The sequence below is a fragment of the Streptomyces sp. YKOK-I1 genome, assembly GCF_054660435.1.
This window is the reverse complement of the sequence record NZ_BAAGDR010000001.1, coordinates 9,735,491-9,757,641: the sequence shown is the minus strand read 5'-3', so window position 1 is coordinate 9,757,641 and position 22,151 is coordinate 9,735,491. Positions and strand designations below refer to the sequence as shown.

Here is a 22,151-nt window from a genome sequence, read left to right as displayed (position 1 = left end):
CGGAGTGACGACACATGGGATGCCCCGCCGGCCCACACCCCTCAGCCGTTCGTCACCTCGGCCACACTCTCGGGACCACCCAGCAACGCCGCGCCGTCCACAATCCTCCCGTCGGCGACGCGGCCGATGAAGGCGCCGCTGCGGGCGACCGCCTCCGTGGCCTCGGGGAGGAAGCCGGCGGCCACGTGCCAGGCGTGGAACATGCGCGGCCAGACCTCCAGTTCGACGTGCACGCCGGCGCGGGCCGCCCGGTCCGCCAGGGCCATCGAGTCGTCGAGCAGGCGTTCGGCGCTGGAGACCTGGAGGAAGAGGGGCGGCAGGCTCCCTAGGTCGGCGACGACCGGGCTGGCCAGCGGGTCGTCGGCGGGGTGCCCGGCGAGGTAGTCGTCGTGCATGACGCGGCCGAGTTCCTCCGGCAGGAGGAGGTCGGTGCTGTCGTGCCCCCGCCAACTGCCCGTGGAGAAGCGTTCCGGCCGCAGGTCGAAGACACCGGAGTAGAGCACACCAGCCAGCAGCGCCGGCTGTTCCTCCCGGGCACGGCTCAGGAGCACGGCGAGGGCGAGGTTGGCCCCCGCGGACTCACCGGCCACGACGACCTTCGGCGCCAGACCGGCGGCGACGTCGAAGGCGGCCAGGCAGTCGTCGAGCCCTGCGGGGAAGGGGTTCTCGGGAGCCAGGCGGTACTCGGGAAGGAGCACACGGGCCCGCGTCGCGAGCGCCAGATACGCCCCGAGGCCCCGCGTGCCGGCGGCCGATCCGGTCCTGAACCCCCCACCGTGGACGTAGAGGATCACCATGTCGTCGCGGGCGCCCTGCGGTGTCATGAGCCAGGAACCGCTCCCGAGTCCGTCGACGGGCTCGGCATGGACTCCGGGGATCGGCTGGAACATGTCGGCGTAGCGCGCCGCCTCCGCGCGCTCCGCGGCGAGGTCGACGGGGCCACGGGTGCGGGCCGCCTCCTGGAACCACCCTTCCATCAGGGCATACGTGGCACTGGGCATGGCTGCGGCTCCTTGCCGACCCCGGCACGGGGTCATCCTTCGACGGTCACTGCGGCCCCGCGGGCTCTCGTCGGCGGCCGGGGGAAGCGGCGGGATCCGTGCCGGGCCAGGGACCGGCGGCACGGATCGGGCTTCCCGACCTCAGGATCGTAACCTCAATCCCAAACATTGATAGGTTTTCACTGTGGAGTGCTCCTGGAACAGCGTGCCGTCGCCTCCCGGCGGGGACGGCACGCCGATCGGTGTCCGTTCAGGACCGTCCGTTCCCCGAACCGGCCGTCGCGGCGGCTGCCTGTTCGGGTGCGGCCGGGTGCGGCCGCCGCTGGTCCGGGACAGACGCCGATGCCAGCCGGCTCGCCAACCTTTCACCCTCGATGTCCATGTCCGGCAGGGCCCGTTGGAGGAAGCGGGGCAGCCACCACGCCCCACGGCCCAGGACCGCCATGACGGCGGGTACGAGCGTCATCCGGACCACGAAGGCGTCCAGCAGCACTCCGATGCCGAGTGCGAAGCCCATGCCCTTGATGACCTGCATGTCGGCGAAGACGAAGGAGCCGAAGACCGCGATCATGATCAACGCGGCGGCGGTCACCACCTTCGCGCCGTGCCCGAACCCGCGGATCATCGCCTCGGGCGGCGGCGTACCGTGCGCGTACTCCTCCCGCATCCGGGAGACCAGGAACACCTCGTAGTCCATGGCGAGGCCGAAGAGGATGCCCACCAGCAGCATCGGCAGGAAGCTGAGGACGGGACCGGTGTCCTTGATGCCGAGCGGGCCGGAGAGCCAGCCCCACTGGAAGACCGCCACCAGCGCGCCCAGCGAGGCGCCGAGGGACAGCAGGAAACCCAGGGCGGCCTTCAGCGGTACGGCGAGGGCGCGGAACACCACGATCAGCAGGACCAGGGCCAGGCCCATCACCAGCAGGCAGTAGACGGGCAGGGCGGCGGAGAGCTTGTTCGCCACGTCGATGTTGACGGCGGTGGTGCCGGTGACGTCGATCTCGGTGCCGGTGCTCTCCTCCACGGAGCCGCGCGTGTGGCGGATCTCGGCCAGCACCCGCTTGGTCGCCTCGGTCTCCGGGCCACTGGAGGGGGTGACGCTGAGCAGCGCCGCCGTACCGGACTCGGCGTGGACCGCCGGGGACACGGAGGCCACGCCGGGCAGGTCCTTCACCACAGCGGCCATCCGCTCGGCGGCCGGGACGACCGCGGACTTCTCTCCCTGCACCAGGACGACCAGGGTGCCGCTGTAGCCGGGGCCGAACCCGTCGTCCACGAGCTTCTGCGCCCGCGCCGCGGAGGTGTCGGGGTCCTGCGTACCGCCGAGGCCGAGCTGCAGGTCCGCCGCCGGGACGGCCAGGATTCCCAGGCCCAGCAGGGAGACGGCGAGGACGGTCCAGCGGCGGCGGGCCACCATGGACGCCCAGCGCAGGCCCGCGTCCGGCCGGCGGTCCGGGTCGGCCGCGCGCCGGGCCGCGCGTTCGGAGGATCGGCGCAGCACCGGAACCGTACTGGTGACGACGGTGCGTCCCATCAGGCCGAGCACGGCGGGCAGCAGCGTGACCGCGATCAGCACCGAGACGACGACCGTCGCGGCGGCCCCCAGTCCCATGACCGTGAGGAAGGGGATGTTCACCACGGAGAGCGCGGCGAGCGCGATCACGACGGTGGCGCCCGCGAAGACGACCGCTCCGCCGGCGGTGCCGGTCGCGAGGCCCGCCGACTCCTCGGGGTCCATGCCCGCCCTGACCTGGGTCTGGTGCCGGGAGACGATGAACAGGGCGTAGTCGATGCCGACCGCCAAGCCCAGCATGACGGCGAGGATCACCGAGGTGCTGTCCATCGTGACCACGCTGGTCAGGCTCAGCAGACCGAGGACGCCCACGGCGACCCCGACGAGTGCGGTGGCGACGGGCACGACCGCGGCGCGCAGGGACCGGAAGACGAAGACCAGGACGCCCAGGGCGATCAGCACGCCCACGGCCTCTCCGGGACCCATCACCTCGACCTCGACCTTGGAGAAGGCGTCACCGCCGGCCTCGGCGGTCAGCCCCGCGCCACGGGCGTCGGCGGTCAGCTCCTCGACGCCCCGCTCCGTGGCCCCGGAAAGGGTGCCGTCCTTGTCGGTGGTGAAGGTGAGCGCGACGATGCCCGTACGGCCGTCTGCCGAGACGGTCCCGGCCGCTGCGGCGGGCGCCGTGGCCGACCGTACGCCCGGAAGGTCCGCCGCCCCGCTCACCGTCCGGCGCACGACGCGGGCCGCGTCCCCGGTGGTGAGGGTTTCGCCGCCCGGGGCGCGGAGGACGATCCTGCCGGTGAGATGCGACTCGTCGGTGGGGAACTCGGCCCGTACGACGTCGAGCGTGCGCTGGGCCTCGGTGCCGGGGATGGTCGTCGACGGGGTGAAGGGCTTCATCAGGCCGAGAGCCGCCGCGACCGCCGTGAGCAGCAGGACGGACCAGGCGCCGATGACGGACCATTTCCGCCGGTAGGCGAAACGGCCCAGGCGGTAGAGCAGGGTGGACACGCGAAGACTCCCGATGGCCGGGGACGGGGATGCCAGCAGTGCCCCGGTCGGCGGCGTGCGCCTGCCGACGAGGCCTGGGTGATCCACCGTAGGAAGTCCTCGGCTCCCCCTCGCTCGATCCGGCCTCGCAGGGCCGTTGTTCACACACAACTCCCATGGAACGGACCGCACGGGTCGGAGATGATCGATTGAGCACCACAGGAGGGCGCGGATCGGCCGCCCGGAGGAACAGGACGTCGCGTATGCCGGACCGGATCGCCGCAGGCACGGCACCTGCACAACAGTCGCTCGGGCGGTTGTTGCTGGTGGACGACGAGCCGGCGATCCTGGACACGGTCGGCCGTTTCCTGCGGTTCATCGGCTACGAGGTCCGTACCGCGGGCACGGCGCAGGAGGCCCTGACCGAGGCCCGCGACTTCCTGCCCGAACTGATCCTGCTGGACATCATGCTGCCGGACGGGGACGGCATCGAGGTGATGCGGCGGCTGCGCGCGGACGGCCTCCCGCACGCCGTCGTCTTCCTCACCGCCCGCGACGCCCGCGAGGACCTGGTCAAGGCGCTCACCGCGGGCGGCGACGACTACGTCACCAAACCCTTCGGTCTCGAGGAGGTGGCCGCCCGGACAGGTGCGGTACTGCGTCGCACGCGCCGGCCGGAGCACGAAGCCGCGGTCCTGCGGATCGCCGACCTCGAACTCGACACGGCCGCCCGCTCCGTGCGGCGCGCGGGCACACCGGTCGACCTCTCCCCCACCGAGTTCCGGCTGCTGCGCTACCTGATGCTGCACAGCGGACGGGTCGTGCCACGGGCCCAACTCCTGGACCACGTCTGGTCGTACGACTTCAATGGCGACGACACCGTGGTCGCGACGTACATCAGCTATCTGCGCCGCAAGCTCGACGCGCTCGGGCCTCCCCTCATCCACACCCAGCGAGGTGTCGGCTATGTCATCCGGGAGCCGGGATGCTGAGCCGGCTGCGCCAGTCGCCCCTGCGCACGCGTCTGAGCGTGGTCGTCACCGCGCTCTGCGCGGCCGCCATGGCCGCCACGGCGCTGGCCTGGATCGTCAGCGGCGATCCTGCCGTGATCGTGCTCGTGGAACTGGCCGGGCTGGCCGGGGTGGCCCTGGTGAGCACCACGGTCGTACGGCGGGAGCTGCGCCCGTTGGAGCGGGCCGCGGACACGGCCGACGTCGTCGCGGCCGGTGACTTCGCGCAGCGACTGACCGAGGCCGCCGCGGCTCCCAGGACCGAAGTCGGGCGACTCGCCGAGGCGTTGAACGGCATGCTCGAGCAGATCCAGGCCGCGCTCGCCGCCAGGGAGCAGTCCGAGGACCGGATGCGCCGATTCGTGGCCGACGCCTCGCACGAACTGCGCACGCCCCTTCAATCCCTGCGCGGGTACGCCGAGTTGTACCAGAGCGGGGCCCTGCCGGACCGGGCTGCGGTGGACGAGGCGGTAGCGCGCATGCTCTCGGAGATCCACCGTATGACAGGGATGGTCGAGTCCCTGCTCATGCTCGCCCGGTTCGACGCCCAGGACGAGGCGGAACTGGAGCCGGTGGACATGAGCCGGCTCGTCCGCGACTGCTGCCGCGACGCGGTGGCCGTGGAGCCGTCACGCCCCCTCGAAGCACACATCGAGCCGGACGTGACCGTCCTCGGCGACGAGGCCCAGCTCCGGAGCCTGCTCGGCAACCTGCTGGGCAACGTCCGCATGCACACCCCGGCGGACACGCCCTGCCGGGTGCGGCTGGGCACATCGCGCGACGAGGCGCTGCTGCGGGTGGAGGACTCGGGTCCGGGCATCCCGAGAGAGTCCCTCGCCCATGTCTTCGACCGCTTCTACCGCGCCGACAAGGGCCGCAGCCGGGGCAGCGGGGGCAGCGGACTCGGCCTGGCCATCGTCGCCGCGATCACGGATCTGCACCATGGCCGGATCCGCCTCGACAGCGTTCCGGGCCGGGGGACGCGGGTGGACGTCGTCCTGCGAGCCCACGACGCGACGGCGCGTCCAGCAGGTCGGGACGGGCACGCGTAGCCGCCACTCCTGCGACGGGGTGTCGTGGCGGCCCGTCACTCCGGGCGCACCCCTTTCCGGGCGGTCCACGCGCTGCCGGTGACCTCTCGGGACGCCGGCAGCGGAACGGCCTGCCGATCGGTCCGTCAGACGCGGCCGTCCAGCGCCGCGAACTTCTCCTCCAGGTCGGTCAGGAAGTCCTCGCCGTTGGGCAGCATTCCGGCGATGGCCCGGACGGGCATGCCCGTCGGGGCTCCGGAACCGCTCTCGATGAACGCCGCGGCCTCCGGGACGTAGGCGATGAGCAGGTCCTTGAAGGCGCGGGCGGCGTCCTCCCGGCACAGCACCTCGTCCACGGTCATGTCCACCGACAGCGGCGCCTGTTCGGCGAGGTCGGTGCCGAACGGGACCGCCCAGGTGTGGCGGCCCGAGCCCACCTCGACGGTGTCGCCGTCGCCGGGGAGGGCCACCTCGGCAACGGTGTTCGGCGGGACGAGGGCCGTGACCGTCAGGTCGGTGCCGGACAGGGACCAGGAGACCTCCGCGTCACCGTAGGGCGTGTGCAGGCGGGCCTCGGCCCGGGTGAGGCCGCCGCCGGGACGCGGTGCGATGCGCAGTCGGCGGTAGCCGGGTGCGGCAGGGGCGAGGCCGGCGACCGTGCGGTGCAGCCAGTCGGCGACCGCGCCGAGCGCGTAGTGGTTGAAGGAGGTCATGCCGCTGGGGTTGACCGTGCCGTCGGGCAACAGACTGTCCCAGCGCTCCCAGACGGTGGTCGCGCCCATGGTGACCGGGTAGAGCCAGGACGGGCACTCCTGCTGGAGCAGCAGCCGGTACGCCGTCTCGACGTGCCCGCTGCGGGTCAGGGCGTCGCAGATCAGCGGGGTGCCGACGAAACCGGTGGCGATCCTGTGTCCGTTGCCTCGGACCAGCTGGGCGAGCCGGTTACCGGCCCGCTCGCGCTGGGCGTCCGTGTCCAGCAGGTCGAAGCAGAGGGCGAGGGCGTAGGCGGTCGGCGCGTCGGACATCATGCGGCCCGCGTGGGTGACGTACTCCGCCCGGAAGGCGGCTCGGACCTGGTCGGCCAGGGTCCGGTAGCGCTCGGCGTCCTCGGTCCGGCCCAGGAGTCCCGCCGTGCGGGCGACGATGTCGGCGGAGCGGAAGAAGTAGGCGGTGGCGACCAGTTCGCCGGGGGTCGCGGCGGCCTCCGGGCGGCCGGGAGGAGCGGTCGGGTCGAGCCAGTCGCCGAACTGGAACCCGCTGTCCCACAGCAGGTCCTCACCCGCGAGTGAGGCCATGTGGTCCACCCAGGCGCGCATCGAGTCGTACTGCGTGGTGAGGATCCCGGTGTCGCCATAACGCTCATACAGCACCCACGGCACGACCGTGGCCGCATCGCCCCAGGCCGCGGTCGGGGTGTCGGCGCCGGGGATGACCTTCGGCACGACGAAGGGGACGACGCCGTTCTCGCCCTGCTCGGCCGCGAGGTCGGCCAGCCAGGAGCCGAGGAAGCCGGCGCTGTCGTAGAGGTAGGAGGCGGTGGGTGAGAAGACCTGGATGTCACCGGTCCAGCCGAGGCGCTCGTCGCGCTGGGGGCAGTCGGTGGGGACGTCGAGGAAGTTGCCGCGCATGCCCCACACGACGTTCTCGTGGAGGCGGTCGACGAGTTCGTCGGAGCTGGCGAAGTGGCCGGTTCGGGTCAGGTCGGAGTGCAGGACGACGGCGCGTACGGCGGCCGCCGGGTCGAAGCCGTCGGGCTGGCCGGTGATCTCGGCGTAGCGGAAGCCGTGGAAGGTGAAGCGGGGCTCGAACATCTCGGTGCCGTCGCCGCGCAGGGTATAGGTGTCGGTCGCGGCGGCGGTGCGCAGCGGCCGGGTGCACAGTTCCCCGTCCTCCAGGACCTCGGCGTGCCGCAGGGTGATGCGGCGGCCGGCCTCGCCGGACACGGTCAGCCGCAGCCGGCCGACGAGGTTCTGCCCGAAGTCGACGACCGTCCTGCCCGACGGGGAGGTCGTCACGGCGACCGGCGCGATCACCTCGATACGGCGCACCGGCGGTCCGTCCGGGGCCACGAGGGTGCTCAGGTCTCGGTTCAGGACGCGCACGGCGCGCCACCCGGACTCGTCGTGGCCGGGTTCCGTCCAGCCGGAGCGCTCCAGGCGGGCGTCGTAGGTCTCGCCGTCGTAGAGGCCGGAGGAGACGATCGGGCCGGTGGCGGCTCGCCAGGATCCGTCGGTCGCCACCCGCTCGGTCGTGCCGTCCTCGTACTCCACCTCCAGTTGGGCCAGGAGCGCCAGCCGGTCGCCGTAGATGGCCCGGGTCTTGCCGTCGAAGCCGATACGGCCACGGAACCAGCCGTCACCGAGCACCGCACCGAGGGCGTTGCGGCCGGGGTGGAGCAGGGCGGTGACGTCGAACGTCTGGTACCGCAGGCGCTTGTCGTACGCCGTCCAGCCGGGCGCGAGCACGTCGTCCCCGACGCGGACGCCGTTGATCTCCGCCTCGTACACACCGAGGGCCGTGGCGTACAGGCGCGCCGAACGGACCGTGCCGCGCAGGTCGAACTCATGGCGCAGCAGCGGGGAGGGCTGCTCGGCCTGCGCGTCCTCGTCCCAGTCGGGGGTGACGAAGGAGGCCGACCAGTCGCCGACGGAGAGCAGACCCGTCTCCACGGTGGCCGGTTCGCTCCACGGCGAGGCCTCGCCGTCGGAGCCGGTCACGCGCACCCGGACGGTCGCCCGGCCGCGGGAGCCGAGGGGCTCGAACGGCCAGGGCACGAGGACGGAGTCGGCCGAGTCGACCGCGACGACGGTGGTGCCGTCGGTGGTCAGCTCGATCTCGTACGCCGTCTGGAACCAGTCACGGGCGTCGGTGAGCGTCGTCCACGACAGCCGGGGGCGGCCTGTTCCGATGCCCAGTGCGTCACGCACGTGCTCGAACCTGACATCCGTCACGGTGCCCGGCTGGGTACGGGTTTCCTGGCTCACGAAGCGTCCTCACTTATCACGCCGGGCACGGGTGTGTGCCTGTCCATCCCGGATCAGCAGTCATGCATCGTCTTGAATCGATTCACATACGCGGGGCCGAGATTCTCTGGCCGAAACCCTAGCCATGAATCCCGAACGGCGCTAGGTTTCCGGCGGGTGAACTTCCCGTACACACCTTGATCCGACCAGTTCAGGCACCCGACAGCTCCAAGGATCACTCTTCCGGAATCCGCCCCACACGCCGCGCATTCAACCGCGACTCGGGGGTTGACACCCCGGATGGCGATACCCACGATGGCCGCCACGGAATTGAAAGGTTCCAATCCGTTCGGATCAGGGCGCTCCCCCACCGCCCGTCCCCAGCGGGAGCTCCGTTCGCCACGACACACCGCTCCCGTCCCTTCCGGCCGCTGCTGCGGGCGCCCCGCGCCCGTATACGGCCATCCCTTGCCCGGACCGCCGAGCCGCGTGGTCCTCCCTCCCCTGCTACGAGAGGTCACATCGCCGTGTCTTCTTCCACCACACCGTCCCCGCCGCCCGCGACCGCCCCGGCCCGGGCCGACGAAGCCGGCGGATCCGGCATGGGCGCCCGCCTGGCGCTGATCGCCATCGCCCTGATGTGGCCGACCCAGCTCCTGTCCCTGGCCGGCATGCTCGGCGGCAACGCGCAGGCGTCCGTCGCCCAGCACTTCCGCACCACGGAGATCGGGTGGTTCATCCTCGTCAACGCGCTGGTCGCCACGGTGATCACGCCGTTCGTGGTCAAACTCGCCGACTTCTACGGCAAGCGCAACATGATGATCGCCATCACCCTGCTGGGACTCGTGGGAGATGTGATCGCGGCGCTCGCCACCAGCTACGGCATGCTCCTGGTCGGCCGAGGCATCGCCGGCTTCTACGGACCGATCGCGGTGCTCGCCTACTCCGGCGTCCGGGAGCTGTTCCCGCCCAAGCAGGTGGGCGCGGCCAGCGGTTTCATCGGCAGCGGCATCGCCTTCGTGGCGCTCGGCGGCCCCTTCCTCACCGGCTGGGTGCTCGACAGCTTCGGTTTCCGCGGTGTGCTGTGGGCTCTCAGCGCCGCCACGGCCATCGGACTGCTGCTCCTGCTCACGGTCGTCCCGGAGACCCCGTACCGCGCACCGCGCACCTCCGTGAACTGGCTCGGTGGCGCGCTGCTGGGAGGCGGCCTCGCCGCCCTCACCTACGGCATCGGCAAGGGCGGCGAGTGGGGCTGGACCGACCGCGGGACACTCGCGTTCATGGTCGGCGGCGCCGCGGCCGTGGCGGTCTACGTGATCACCGACCTGAAGGTCGCCCACCCCTTGTTCAACCTGGGCATGCTGGGCCGCCGCGCGGTCTGGAGCACCTTCCTCGCCACGGCGCTGGTGGCCTCGGCCATCTACGGCACGGGCATCATCGGACAGCTGCTGATGCTCTACCCCAAGATCCCCACCGTCTCCGACGGTCTCGGCATGACCGCCACGCACGTCGCCGTCATCGGCATCCCCGCGAGTCTCATCATCCTGATCGTCGGCTTCGGCAGCGGTGTCGCCCTGCGCAAACTCGACGCCCGCGTTCCGCTGGCCGCCGGTGCCGTGCTCGCCACCGTCGGATTCCTGCTGCAGCGCTCCTGGCACTACACCAACATGCAGCTCATCCTGCTGGGCGTCATCTCCGCGCTCGCCATGGGTCTGATGGTCTCGTCCGTGCCGGTCCTGATCATCGAGGCCGTCACGCCGCAGGAGCAGATCACCGCCAACGGGCTCCAGGGCATGATCCAGGGTGTGATCACGACCGTGATCACCCAGCTCGCGTACGTCGTGCTCGCCAAGGACAGCAACGTCGTCCAGGGCACCCGCTTCTACCTCGACGCCGGTTACAAGAACGCCATGCTCCTCGCCGCCGTCCTGGCCGGCGTCGGAGCGCTCTCCGTGCTGCTGGTGCCCAAGCTACGGCGGGCCCAGGAGGTCGAGGCGGGCGAGGCCCTGACCGCCTCCTGACCGCCGCCACAGGATCCGGGACCGCCGTGCGACCACTGCCCCGCCACGGCGGTCCCGGTCATCTCTCCCGTCCTCGCGATGAGGGAAGGACAGGCATGACCCGTTCGCACCCCGCTGCCGAAGCGGGCTTCACGCGGCGCCGGAACGTGCTGCCCCAGGGCCGGGGAGACACTGATCACCGGCGGCGACGCCCGTACCCTGACACCGGCCGTCGCCGCCGGGCCGACCTCCGCCCGGCTCCCGCCGCGCTCCCGTCCGCCTTTCCAGGGCCTGTCGTGTGGATCGGGCCGGCCGGGCCGGCGTCGCCTCTCGGCCGACCTGGTCGGGGTGTGGTGCGTGCGGCTGCACGGCGGAGGAGGGCGGCGACGCGACGGGGGTCCCTCGCGCGCGAGCGCAGCCGGGCGTGGAGGAGTCGTCGACCGACGACAACGCCGCTGGGGGTCCCCCTCCGGGGGGGGGTGCGTGCCACAACCCCGCGACGCGCGGCATGACCCAAACGACAGGCCCCGGCGCCCGGCGCCGACCCGCGCCCGCAGCACCCGGACCGAGGCGGGGCGTGACCCCGCCCGGACCGTGCGGCTTCCGGGCCGCCGCGCGGCGGCCCGGCACACGGCCCACAACCGCCGTGACCCGGTCGTCATGATCACAGCCGACGCCCCACCGGCCGAGAGAGGCCGGTCGTGAAGTACCGTCGGAGCGTGACGACACCACGCAAGCCACGGGGCCCCTACCGCAAGGGCCTCGAACGCCGGAAGCAGATCCTGCGCGCGGCCCTGGAGGTCTTCAGCGAGCACGGCGAACGCGGCGCGTCCCTCAAGGAGATCGCCGACCGCGTGGGCATGTCACAGGCGGGCGTACTGCACTACTTCGACTCCCGCGAGGAACTCCTGCTGGCCGTGCTCGCCGAGCGCGACGCCCTCGACGTCGAGGCGACCGCGGACGTGACGACGCCGGGTGAGGCGGTCGCGAGGACCGCGGCCCACAACGCCCGGCAGCGCGGCCTGGTGGACCTGTTCGTCACCTTGTCCGCGGCCGCGTCGGATCCGGAGCATCCCGCCCACGCGTTCTTCACCCAGCGGTACGCCGAGCTGACCGGGCGCATCGAGGACGGGCTGCGCAAGGCACAGGAGCGCGACGAGGTCCGTACGGACGTCCGGCCCGATCACATGGCACGGATGCTCCTCGCCCTCTCGGACGGGCTCCAGTTGCAGTGGCTGCTGGATCCGAGCGTCGACATGGCGGAGACCGTCGAGGCGTTCAACCTGATGTGCCTCGGCACGGCCGTCACGCGTGACGGCGACTCGCCCGAGGCGGCGCTCGGCGACCCCGCCTGATCCTGCGCGCCCCTCGTCCCGCCCACCCTTGGCCCGTCCACAGACCGTGCGGCCCGCCGCGCGGTCCTCTCGCCGTACCCGCGGACTCCGATGAAGTCCGCTGACATTGCGCCGCGAAAAGCTAGCGGCATTCGCATTTTGGCCGTACAGTCGACCGGCGAAGCGTGCGCGACCTGGCGTGCACAGAGCCGCTTCCCGACATGTACGACGCCCCGTCCGGCCTCGCACTCCCGTGCGCCCGCCACGCCGGTCCCCCAAGAGCCGTCGCTTCCCTCACGAAGACCCACAGAGGTAACTCAATGGAACGCCTGGACAACCGACGCATATTCGTCACCGGTGCCGCCTCCGGCATCGGTCGCGCGACGACCCTGCGACTCCTCTCCGAGGGCGCCCGAGTCGTCGCCACCGACGTGGCCGAGGACGGACTGGCGCGGACCGCGGCCCTCGCCGCCGAGACCGGGGCCGGGGACAGGCTGAACACCGCCGTCCTGGACGTCTCCGACGAGACCGCCGTGAACACGGTCGTCGCGGACGCCGTCACCGGGCTCGGTGGCCTCGACGCCCTGGTCAACGTCGCGGGCATGCTGCGTGGCGCGCACACCCACGCATGCTCCCTCGACCTGTGGAACCGCGTCATCGCCGTGAACCTCACCGGCACGTTCCTGGTCACCCGGGCCGCACTGCCCGCCCTGCTGGAGACCGGTAAGGGCGTGGTGGTCAACTTCAGCTCCACCTCCGCCCAGTTCGCCCACCCCTTCATGGCCGCGTACTCGGCGAGCAAGGGCGGCATCCTCTCCTTCACGCACGCCATCGCCCAGGAGTACGGCAAGCAGGGCCTGCGCGCGGTGAACATCAACCCGGGCAGCATCTCCAGCGGCATCACCGAGAACATCTTCTCGCTGGTGCCCGAGGACACCGACTGGAACCTCTTCGGCAAGCTCACCCCGGCCATCGGCGAGGGCTTCGGCGCGCCCGACACCGTCGCCGGCGTGGTCGCGATGCTCGTCTCCGACGACGGCGCCTTCATCACCGGAACCGAGATCCGCATCGACGGCGGCACCCACCAGTGACGAGCGCTCCGCCGCAGGCGCAGCCCTCACCACGCACCGCACACTGACGTGCCCGGACGGCCGGAGGCCGAGAGAATGTCCCACCCCGCAGCCGAACTGCCCCTGCCTGTCGAGGCGCCAGCGCCGCCGGCGGACGAGCCGACCCCGGTCGACCGCCGCTTCATCACCCTGTACGTGATCGCCTACCTGGGCGTCTACCTCGCGGTGATGACCCCGCTCCTGGTGTCGCTCGCGCTGCGGCTGCAGAGCGTCGACCCGGACGGGAAGACCGCCAGCCTCGGCCTCGTGGTCGGCTTCGGCACCCTCGCGAGCATCGTCTCCGGACTGGTCTTCGGTGTTCTCAGCGACAACACCAGCGCCCGCCTCGGCCGGCGCAAGCCGTGGATCCTGGCGGGCATGCCCGTGCTGCTCGCGGGGGCCGCCGCGACCGGCCTGGCCTCCACGGTCACGGGGGTCATGGCGGGATTCGTCGTCAGCCAGCTGGGGCTCAGCGCGATCATGACGGCCCTGCAGGCGATCCTGCCCGACCAGGTCCCCGAGCAGCAGCGCGGCAAGGTCTCCGGCCTGCTCGGCTTCACCGCCCAGATCGCCGGCGTCATCGGCTTCCAGCTCGCGAACCCGCTCAAGGGATCGGGCCTGCTGCTGCTCCTCCTCCCGGCCGGCGTCGCCTGCCTGGCGCTGCTGCCCGTCGTCCTCTTCCTGCCCGACCGGGCCATCCGGCCCGAGGAACGCACGGGCCAGGGCGTCATCGCCATGCTGCGCGGCCTCACCTCCAACCCGCGCCGCCACCCCGACCTCGGCTGGACCTGGGCCGGACGCTTCCTGATCCAGCTCTCCCTGATGTTCCTGTCGACGTACCAGCTCTACTTCCTCACGGACCACCTGGGCTACGAGCTGGACAAGGTCACCGGACTGCTCGCCCTCACCGGCGGCGTCGGACTGATCATGACCTCCGTCGGCGCGGTCGCCAGCGGGATCCACTCGGACCGACTGCGCCGCCGCAAGCCGTTCATCTACGCCGCCGCCTCGGCGTTCGCCGTCGGGTTCTGCCTCGTCGCCACCGCGTCGTCGTTCGTCCAGGTGTTCGTCGGGTCGCAGATCATCCTGCTGGGCGCGGGCGTGTTCGGCGCGGTCGACATCGCCCTGGTCACCGACGTCATCCCGAACAAGGAGACCGAGGGCGCCAAGTACATGAGCGTCTTCGGCATCGCCAGTGCCTTGCCCCAGTCGGTCGCCCCGCTCGTCGCGCCGGGCCTGTTGGCGATCGGCGGCGGCCACAACTACACGCTTCTCTTCCTGACGGCGGCGGGTGTCGCCGTGGCGGGCGGGCTGACGGTGCGGCGGATCCGCGGTGTCCGCTGAGCCCGACCCTCACCACGGGGTTCGACGGCAGCCCGATCCCGGGCCGTCGAATCCACCGAGCCCCAGCCTCATGGCAGCGCCTGGCGGCTGCCCGATCCAGGCTCCGTCGAATCCGCCCGCTCCGTGCCTCAGGAAACGGCCCGGCAGCCACCTCCCGCGCCCGCCACCCACGCCCTTCGCACCTGTCCCGTCCCGCATGCCCGGCACACCCGGCAATCCCGAGGAACCCCGAGGAACCCCCACCATGACCCACCGCCCCGCCGACGCCTCCCCCGGCCTCGACGAGAAGACCTCACTGCTCTCCGGCCGTGACCTGTGGTCCACCGAGGCCCACGACGAGGCGGGCATCCCTTCCCTGGTGCTCTCCGACGGCCCGCACGGCGTCCGCCGTCAACGGGCCGAGTCGGACCACCTCGGCATCCACGCCAGCGAGCCCGCCACCTGCTTCCCGCCCGCCGCAGCCCTCGCCTCCAGCTGGGACCCCGCTCTCCTGCGCCGCCTCGGCGAGTCCCTGGGCCGCGAGGCCCGCTCGCTCGGAGTGGACGTGCTGCTGGGGCCGGGCGTGAACATCAAGCGGTCCCCGCTGTGCGGCCGCAACTTCGAGTACTTCTCGGAGGATCCGCTCCTGAGCGGTGTCCTCGGGGCCGCCCACGTGCAGGGTGTGCAGAGCTCCGGCGTCGGCTCCTCGGTCAAGCACTTCGCGGCCAACAACCAGGAGACCGACCGGATGCGCGTCAGCGCCGACGTCGACGAGCGCACCCTGCGCGAGATCTACCTGCCGGCCTTCGAGCGCATCGTCACCGAGGCCCGGCCGGCCACGGTGATGTGCTCCTACAACAAGGTCAACGGCGTGTACGCGTCGGAGAGCCGCTGGCTGCTCACCCAGGTGCTGCGGGAGGAATGGGGCTTCGAGGGCCTGGTCGTCTCCGACTGGGGCGCCGTCGGCGACCGCGTCGCCGCACTGCTCGCCGGGACCGACCTGGAGATGCCCGGCAACGGCGGCGGCACCGACGCCGAGGTGGCCGCGGCGGTGCGCGCGGGCCGGCTGGACGCGTCGGTGGTGGACACCGCCGTGGCACGACTGCGGGCGCTGGCCGGACGGGTACGGGCCGAGCCCGGCCCGGTGGAGGTCGACCAGGAGGCCCAGCACCGGCTCGCCCGCGAGGTCGCCGCCGACTGCCTCGTCCTGCTCAGGAACCAGGAGCGGACGCTGCCACTCGCGCCCACCGGCCGGGTCGCCGTCATCGGCGAGTTCGCCGAGACCCTGCGGTACCAGGGCGGCGGCAGTTCGCACGTCAACGCCACCTGCGTCGACAGCCCGCTGCGACAGCTGCGCGCCCAGCTCCCGGACGCCCATGTGGACTTCGCGCCGGGCTACGACATTACCGGGCAAGCCGACACGGCACAGCTGCGTGCGAAGGCCGTCGCCGTCGCGGCGCAGGCCGACACCGCCGTCCTCGTCGTCGGCCTGCGTGAGGCCGACGAGTCCGAGGGCTTCGACCGCGAACACCTCCAGCTGCCGGACGATCAGGTCGAGTTGATCCATACGGTGGCACGGGCGGCCCGCCGAACCGTCGTCGTCCTGCTCAACGGCGGCGTCGTGAGCCTGGAAAGCTGGCACGACGAGGTGGACGCGATCGTGGAGGCATGGCTGCCCGGCCAGGCCGGCGGCGGTGCGATCGCCGACGTGCTCACCGGCCGGGTCAACCCCTCCGGCCGCCTCGCCGAGACCATCCCGTTCCGGCTCCAGGACACCCCGTCCTACCTCAACTTCCCCGGCGAGCAGGGGCACGTCCGGTATGGCGAGGGCGTGATGGTCGGCTACCGCTATTACGAGAGCGCCGACGTCCCCGTCCGCTACCCGTTCGGCCACGGTCTGAGCTACACCACTTTCGAACACGGCGACTTCGGGATCACCGCCACCGGCCCGGACACGGCGCGGGTCACGGTCAAGATCACCAACACGGGTGACCGCTTCGGCAAGCACGTCGTCCAGATCTACGTCGCGGCGCCCCAGCGCCCCGTCAGCAGCCCCGCCCGGGAACTGCGCGGCTTCGCCAAGGTGGCCCTCGGCCCCGGCGAGAGCACGGACGTCGTGATCGAACTCGACCGGCGGGCCTTCGCCTTCTGGGACATCACTCGTGACGACTGGACCGTGGCGGCGGGCCGGTACCAGGTGGAACTGGGCGACAACGCCCACGACGTCGTCGCCTCCGTCCCCCTGGAACTCGCCGGTGACCAGCTGGCCAAGCCGCTCACGCTGGACTCCACCGTCGGCGAGTGGTTCGGCCACCCCGCGGCAGGCCCCGCCCTGACCGAGGCGATGATGGCCGGCATGACCGAGGAGCAGGCCGCCGCCGCGGCGGAGAACCAGGACGCGATGCGCATGGTCGAGTCCATGCCGATGCGCCAGTTCCTCGGCTTCCTGCCGGTCCCGCTGCCGGAAGAGTTCCTGGAGCGGCTCATGGACCTCAGCCGCACGCCTGTGTGATCAGAACCGGTCCCCGCACCACTCGGCTCCGCCTCCTCCGCTCGTCGCAGGGGGCGCAGCCTTCGCCGTACCGCACCTCGCACCACCCCGGTGCCGAAGTGAGGAGTGGGTGCGGAACTCGCCGACCGGCTCGGCAAGTCGGGCGTCCATCTGCTCCTCGTGGCCCCCAAGCCGGGTCCGTTGCGGGCCACTGCCGACCGGGTCGCACAGGCACGGCGTCCAGGTACGCACCCTCGCGGGCGACCTGCTCGACCCGGCCGTCATCGAGCGGATCCGCGAGGAATCGGCCGGCCTCGACGTCGGCACCTTCGTCTACAACGCCGACCCTCTGACAGGCGTCGATACGGTGCTGCGCGCGGGCTGGCGCGTTCCTCCGGGTCTCGCACGAAGAGAGCCTGCCGACCGGGGTGGTAGGTGCTGACCACCTCCAGACAGCGGTTGATGTACCAGGGGTAGGCATTCCAGGTGTGACGTCACCCGGCGCCATCCCGGCCTCCTCGAGGATCTGGGCTTGAAGCTCCGCCGTCGGATCGTCGTTGCCACACACAGGAATCCGGAGCCGGCGCCTTCCTAGGTCTTGGGGCCGGGGTCCCGCGGAACGGACAGGACGCAAGGCTCCGCTCCCCCGTGCCAGGGCGCGACGTACGGCATCCAGCCCCGCCCGTCCTGCTCACGCAAGGTATCGACCATCTCGTTGATCTGACGTACGTGGGGGGGCGTACCGCCCCTGCTCCTGCTCCGCTCGGAGCTGCGGGTCCCGCCGAGCGCGTGCCGATCGCGCCGCCCCCGTCACTGTCTCCCCAGCCCCGCCCGCGTGGTCCGGTGGAGGCCTCACCGCACCGAGCGCACCCGGTAGGTGAGCACCGCGCCGACGGCCGCGCCGATGCCGACGGTGGTGAAGAGGCCCGGATACCCCAGTCCCGAGGTGATGATCACGCTGGCGATGAGCGGGGCGAGGGCCGGCGGGACGATCGCGCCGATGTTCATGATCCCGAGGTCCTTCGCCCGGCTCTCGGCATCGGGCAGGACCTGGGTGATCAGCGCTTGGTCGACCGCCATGTAGGCACCGAAACCGCCGCCCATCAGCGCGGACGCGACGATCTCGTGGGACATGCTGGGAAAGGCGGCGACGAGGAAGCCGGCGAGGGCCTGGAGGAAGGCGGCGAAGGCCACGAAGATCCGGCGTCTGCCCAGACGGTCGGAGAGCGCGCCCGCGGTGTAGGTGGCCACGAGCCCGGCGAGCAGGTAGGCGATCGTGGCCAGCAGCAGGCTGCCTTCCGGGTCCTCGACCTTGAGGGAGTCCGCGAGGAAATAGAGGGTGTAACAGGTGCCGAGTGAATTGGCCATGTTGACCAGGAGGCGCCCGCCGAAGGCCCAGGCGAACTCGCGGTTCCTGAGCGAGTCGGCCATGGACGCGAACACCGCGCGCAACGACAGCGCCGGCTCCGTCTCGTGCGAGACGTCCCGGTACGAGAGCAGGAACGGCAGAGCGCACACCACGAGCAGCACCGCCATGACGACGTAGCCCTTCGCGGCCGAGAGGCTGAACACCGACACGGTGGCGATACCGACCACCACGCCGAGGGCCTGCGGCCCGTAGATGGCGCTGGAGATCATGCCGCGCTGCCGCTCGGGCACCCGGTCGGCGATCACCGCGGTGAGCCCGGCCGTCGCGGCACCGAGGCCCAGCATGGTCGCCGACCACACCACGGTCACTCCCACCACGGTGTTCTGCAGGCCCGTGGCCACCAGACCGGCCGCGAACACGAGGGCGCCGCCGCCGAGCCAGGCCCTGCGCCGGCCGAAGCGGCTGCGGGAACGGTCGCACAGCGCGCCGGCGACCGGGAGCGCGAGCAGAGCGACGAAGCCCGAGACGCCGTTGACGACGGCGTAGTCGGTGATCTTGCCGGCCGGGTCGATCTCCTGCAGCTGCTGCGGGATCAGCAGCTGCAGGGGAACGAGGTTGGCCATCCAGTAGCCGAGCCAGACCAGGCTGTACACGGCTGTCCAGCGCGGGGACACGGGCTTGCCGGGTCCCCGCGTGACAGCACCCACGGGCGCTGCCGCGACCACGGGCGCGGGAGGTGTGAACTCGGCGGACATCGGGCCTCCGGGAGGTGGGTTCGGCCAGAAGGGCGAGTGGGGGGTGGCACGGCGGGGATTCAGAGGAACGCGTGTCCCTCGCCCCGGTAGGTGGGCGCCCGGCCGACGATCTCGGAGCCGGACACCAGATGCAGAGTGTTGACGCGTTCGCACAGTTCGCCCGCCTTGGCGTGCCGCAGCCACACGTGGTCGCCGAGCCGCATGGCGTGCGCGGCCCCGCCCAGTACGGGGGTCTGGACCTCTCCGGCCCCTTCGAGCGGGGTCAGCTTCAGACCCTCGGGCCAGCTGAGGGTCGGCAGCCGGTCGGTGCCCACCGGGCCGGAGGCGACCCAGCCGCCGCCGAGCAGAGTGGCGATCCTCGCCGTGGGGCGGCGTACGACGGGCATGACGAAGAAGGCGGCGGGGCGGGGCCGGAAGCGGCGGTAGTGGTCGAACAGCCCGGGGCCGTAGAGCCCCGACCCCGCACCGATCTCGGTGATGACGTGCTCGGCGGAGGTCTGCTCGACGGAGCCGGTTCCGCCACCGTTGACGAACTCCAGTGGTGCGACGGCCTCGACGGCGGCGATGGCGGCGGCCCGCCGTTCGGCGAGTTCGCGGGCCGACAGGCGCTGCATGGCCCGCCGCAGGATCCCCTGGACCGGGGAGCCGAGGGGGTTGTCCCCGAGGCCGGCGATCTGGCCCTCGTACGACATCACGCCCACGAGCCGGAAGCCGGGCCGCTCGGTGATGGCGCGGGCCAGGTCCGCGGCCTGCCGCGGGGTGTGCACGGGAGAGCGGTACGGGCCCAGGTGGACGCGCCCGCCGAACAGTTCGAGCGCCGCGTCCAGGTCGATGCACACCCTGAGGTCGGGGCGCTTCGGGCCGACGGCCTCGTCGACGAAGTCCAGGTGGCCGACCGAGTCGACCATCAGAGTGACGCGCTCGGCGGCTCGGTCGTCCGCGGCGAGCCTCCGCAGCGCTTCCCGGTCGGTGGTCGGGTAGCCGATGACCACGTCGTCGTGCTCTTCGGCCAGCCACAGGGCCTCGGGCAGGGTGAAGGCGAGGATGCCCTGGTAGCGCGGCCGTTCGGCCGCGCGCCGGATCAGGTCGCGGCTGCGCACGGACTTGCTGGCCAGGCGGACGGTGGCCTGGCCGTTCGTACGGCGGGCCAGGTCGGCGGCGTTGAGGTCGAAGGCGTCCAGATCGACCACGGCGAAGGGCGGTTCCAGGTGCTCGGTGGCCTGGGCGAGACGGGTCATCCGGACCTCGCTCAGCCCGCTGACGGCGGCCCGCACCTGGTCGGGCACGGATGTCGTGGAGGTACTCGTACGGCTTTCCTCGATCGTCATCACGAGCCTCCGGACGGGTCCGACAACCGGGTGCGGCCGGTGCGCAGGAGGCGGTCGCGCTCGCGCCGCCCCTTGGCCTCGATGGTGGGCACGAGCAGGCGGATGAGCTGCGGGACCGCACCCGCGATCTGCTGGACGCGGCCGGCGAGGGGTGGGAAGACCACTTCGGTCGGCTTGGTGCGGAACGTCTCCACGACGGCCTTCGCGACCTCGGCGGGCGTGACCGACTTCTCGGCGAACGCGGTGATCGCGGTCGGGTCGTTGAGCTCCTGGTCGAGCATCCGGGTACGGGTGGCCGCGGGGTGGACGATCGTGAAGTCCAGCGGGCCGTGTCGTTCCTCGAGCGCGACGGCGTGGTGGAAGGCCCTCAGCCCGTGCTTGGTGCCGCCGTAGGTGGCGTATCCCGGCAGTGCCAGGAACGAGCTCATGCTGCAGATCGTGACGATGTGGCCGCTGCCCCGCTCGGTCATCCTGGGGATGGCCGTGTGGACGCCGGTCATGGTGCCGATCAGGTTGACCTCGACCATGGCGCGGTGCTGCTCCAGGCTCAGGTCCCGGGTGTTGCCGGTGGTGATGACGCCGGCGTTGTTGACCAGGATGTCGACGGGTCCGAATTCCGCCTCGGCCGCGTCGAACGCCTTGGTCCAGCCCTCCGGATCCCGGATGTCGAGGCGGAAGGCCGCGGCCCGTCCACCGAGGCGGGTGGCGGTGGCCCGTGCGGCCGCCTCGTCGACGTCGGTCAGCAGCACACGGTGGCCGGCGCCGACCGCGGCCTCGGCGATCGCGGCTCCGATACCGGCCGCCGCGCCGGTCACGAGGACGACGCGATCGTGCGGGGGTTGCTTGCTCATGGCCTCAGACTTTCTCTTGGTCACTAGTCCAAGTCAATCGTTCAGGAGTGGCCGAAACTCGACCTTTACCTTCCGGCTCACAGCCGAAACGCGGTGATTCAGAGCCGGAACACCTCGATGTGCCCGTCACTGAGCTCGGCGGCGTGCACGGGGTCGTCGGTCGGAACGGTCGCCGCGAACAGGGTGCGACCGTCGTCACCGGCCACCAGGCAGCTCAGCGTGTGCTGGCTGGTGGCGACGCGGTCGAGGATCCGTCCGCCCTCCTCGACCCGGACACACTCGCCGCGCAGCGCGTTGGCGACCCAGACGGTCCGGCCGTCACCGTCCCAGGCGAGTCCGTCCGGGGCGATCGGCGAGGCGGAGCGCTTGGCCAGTTCGGGGTGGTCCAGCACGGCGGAGACCTTCCGGACGACCCGGCCGAGGACTCCCCCGTCGTTGACCAGCCGCCACAGCAGCGGCGAGACCAGCGAGCCCCAGGGACGCGGCGCGTCGAGCGTGCCGTCAGCCCGGACCGGGAGCGCGGCGAGGCGCAGACCGAGCGTCTCGGCGGCGATCAGGGTCGAGCCGTCCGGGGTCAGCAGCAGTCCGTTGGGGAACATCAGCGGTTCCGACAGACCGAGCAGCTCCCCGTCCGGACCGAAGACGGCGATGGGCGCCCGCGGCGGGCCGGGCGGCTCGTAGAGCATCGAGTTCGGGTTCTCGCGGTCGAACGTGTAGTAGTCGAACCCGAAGTTGCCGACATAGGCGCGCCCCTGGGTGTCGACCAGCATGTCGTTGACCGGGCCGCCGGCGATCTTCCGCAGGTCCGCGTGCTCGACCAGTTCACCGTCCGGTTCGAGCCGGTAGACGCATCCCCCGTCCATGGACACGACGAGCAGCCGCCCGTCCGGGAGCCAGCCGAGACCGCCGGCCCGTCCGGGCACCTCACAGACGGTGTCCAGCCGCCCGGCCCCGTCCCACCGGTGCACCGTGCCATGCCCGAGATCGGAGAACCACAGGGCGCCCCGGTGCCAGCGCAGGGACTCGGGGACCCCGAGACCACCGATGACAATCTTCGCTTTCCGTTTCATCACGGACCAC

Annotated in this window: 14 protein-coding genes; 7 read left to right on the top strand and 7 right to left on the bottom strand. The window is 71.8% G+C overall.

The window, feature by feature from the left end; translation table 11 throughout:
• Positions 1 to 41 precede the first annotated feature (41 nt).
• Positions 42 to 1,001 (bottom strand): alpha/beta hydrolase, encoded by a 960-nt coding sequence (locus tag ACYQ8Q_RS43255; protein WP_460072719.1) that lies wholly within the window; start codon positions 999 to 1,001, stop codon positions 42 to 44.
• Between the two features lie 250 nt (positions 1,002 to 1,251).
• On the bottom strand, positions 1,252 to 3,528 hold the full coding sequence (locus tag ACYQ8Q_RS43250) for an MMPL family transporter (RefSeq protein ID WP_460072718.1): 2,277 nt from the start codon (positions 3,526 to 3,528) through the stop codon (positions 1,252 to 1,254).
• A 242-nt stretch (positions 3,529 to 3,770) separates the two neighbouring features.
• On the opposite strand from ACYQ8Q_RS43250, the gene ACYQ8Q_RS43245 reads away from it, so the two are divergent.
• The gene (locus ACYQ8Q_RS43245; RefSeq protein ID WP_460072716.1) at positions 3,771 to 4,499 is read left to right on the top strand and encodes a response regulator transcription factor; all 729 of its coding nucleotides are present in this window, start codon (positions 3,771 to 3,773) and stop codon (positions 4,497 to 4,499) included.
• Entirely contained in the window at positions 4,493 to 5,569 is a 1,077-nt protein-coding gene (locus ACYQ8Q_RS43240; RefSeq protein ID WP_460072714.1) for a sensor histidine kinase, read from the top strand. The genes ACYQ8Q_RS43245 and ACYQ8Q_RS43240 overlap by 7 nt, the downstream gene beginning before the upstream one ends.
• A 125-nt stretch (positions 5,570 to 5,694) precedes the next feature.
• Here ACYQ8Q_RS43240 and ACYQ8Q_RS43235 read toward each other — a convergent pair whose 3' ends face one another.
• Positions 5,695 to 8,532: an alpha-L-rhamnosidase gene (locus ACYQ8Q_RS43235; RefSeq protein ID WP_460072713.1), complete on the bottom strand. Its 2,838-nt coding sequence runs from the start codon at positions 8,530 to 8,532 to the stop codon at positions 5,695 to 5,697.
• Between the two features lie 506 nt (positions 8,533 to 9,038).
• Between ACYQ8Q_RS43235 and ACYQ8Q_RS43230 the strand changes: the two genes are divergently transcribed.
• From ACYQ8Q_RS43230 to ACYQ8Q_RS43210, 5 genes are all read left to right on the top strand, one after another.
• Positions 9,039 to 10,532: an MFS transporter gene (locus ACYQ8Q_RS43230; RefSeq protein ID WP_460072711.1), complete on the top strand. Its 1,494-nt coding sequence runs from the start codon at positions 9,039 to 9,041 to the stop codon at positions 10,530 to 10,532.
• A 698-nt stretch (positions 10,533 to 11,230) separates the two neighbouring features.
• A complete protein-coding gene (locus ACYQ8Q_RS43225; RefSeq protein ID WP_460072709.1) occupies positions 11,231 to 11,866 on the top strand; it encodes a TetR/AcrR family transcriptional regulator in 636 nt (211 codons plus the stop codon).
• Between the two features lie 299 nt (positions 11,867 to 12,165).
• Positions 12,166 to 12,936 carry an SDR family NAD(P)-dependent oxidoreductase gene (locus tag ACYQ8Q_RS43220; RefSeq protein ID WP_460072707.1) on the top strand — a complete coding sequence of 257 codons (771 nt, stop codon included), beginning with the start codon at positions 12,166 to 12,168 and terminating at the stop codon, positions 12,934 to 12,936.
• Positions 12,937 to 13,011: 75 nt separating this feature from the next.
• Positions 13,012 to 14,298, top strand: coding sequence for an MFS transporter (locus ACYQ8Q_RS43215; RefSeq protein WP_460072705.1), 1,287 nt, complete (start codon positions 13,012 to 13,014; stop codon positions 14,296 to 14,298).
• Positions 14,299 to 14,542: 244 nt separating this feature from the next.
• Positions 14,543 to 16,789: a glycoside hydrolase family 3 C-terminal domain-containing protein gene (locus tag ACYQ8Q_RS43210; RefSeq protein WP_460072703.1), complete on the top strand. Its 2,247-nt coding sequence runs from the start codon at positions 14,543 to 14,545 to the stop codon at positions 16,787 to 16,789.
• An 831-nt stretch (positions 16,790 to 17,620) separates the two neighbouring features.
• Here ACYQ8Q_RS43210 and ACYQ8Q_RS43205 read toward each other — a convergent pair.
• From ACYQ8Q_RS43205 to ACYQ8Q_RS43190, 4 genes are all read right to left on the bottom strand, one after another.
• On the bottom strand, positions 17,621 to 18,892 hold the full coding sequence (locus ACYQ8Q_RS43205; protein WP_460072701.1) for an MFS transporter: 1,272 nt from the start codon (positions 18,890 to 18,892) through the stop codon (positions 17,621 to 17,623).
• Positions 18,893 to 18,951: 59 nt separating this feature from the next.
• A complete protein-coding gene (locus ACYQ8Q_RS43200; protein WP_460073745.1) occupies positions 18,952 to 20,130 on the bottom strand; it encodes an amino acid deaminase/aldolase in 1,179 nt (392 codons plus the stop codon).
• 89 nt (positions 20,131 to 20,219) lie between these two features.
• Complete coding sequence (locus ACYQ8Q_RS43195) at positions 20,220 to 21,071, bottom strand: SDR family NAD(P)-dependent oxidoreductase (RefSeq protein ID WP_460072699.1); 852 nt, start codon at positions 21,069 to 21,071, stop codon at positions 20,220 to 20,222.
• A 98-nt stretch (positions 21,072 to 21,169) separates the two neighbouring features.
• Positions 21,170 to 22,141, bottom strand: coding sequence for an SMP-30/gluconolactonase/LRE family protein (locus ACYQ8Q_RS43190; RefSeq protein WP_460072697.1), 972 nt, complete (start codon positions 22,139 to 22,141; stop codon positions 21,170 to 21,172).
• Positions 22,142 to 22,151 lie beyond the last annotated feature (10 nt).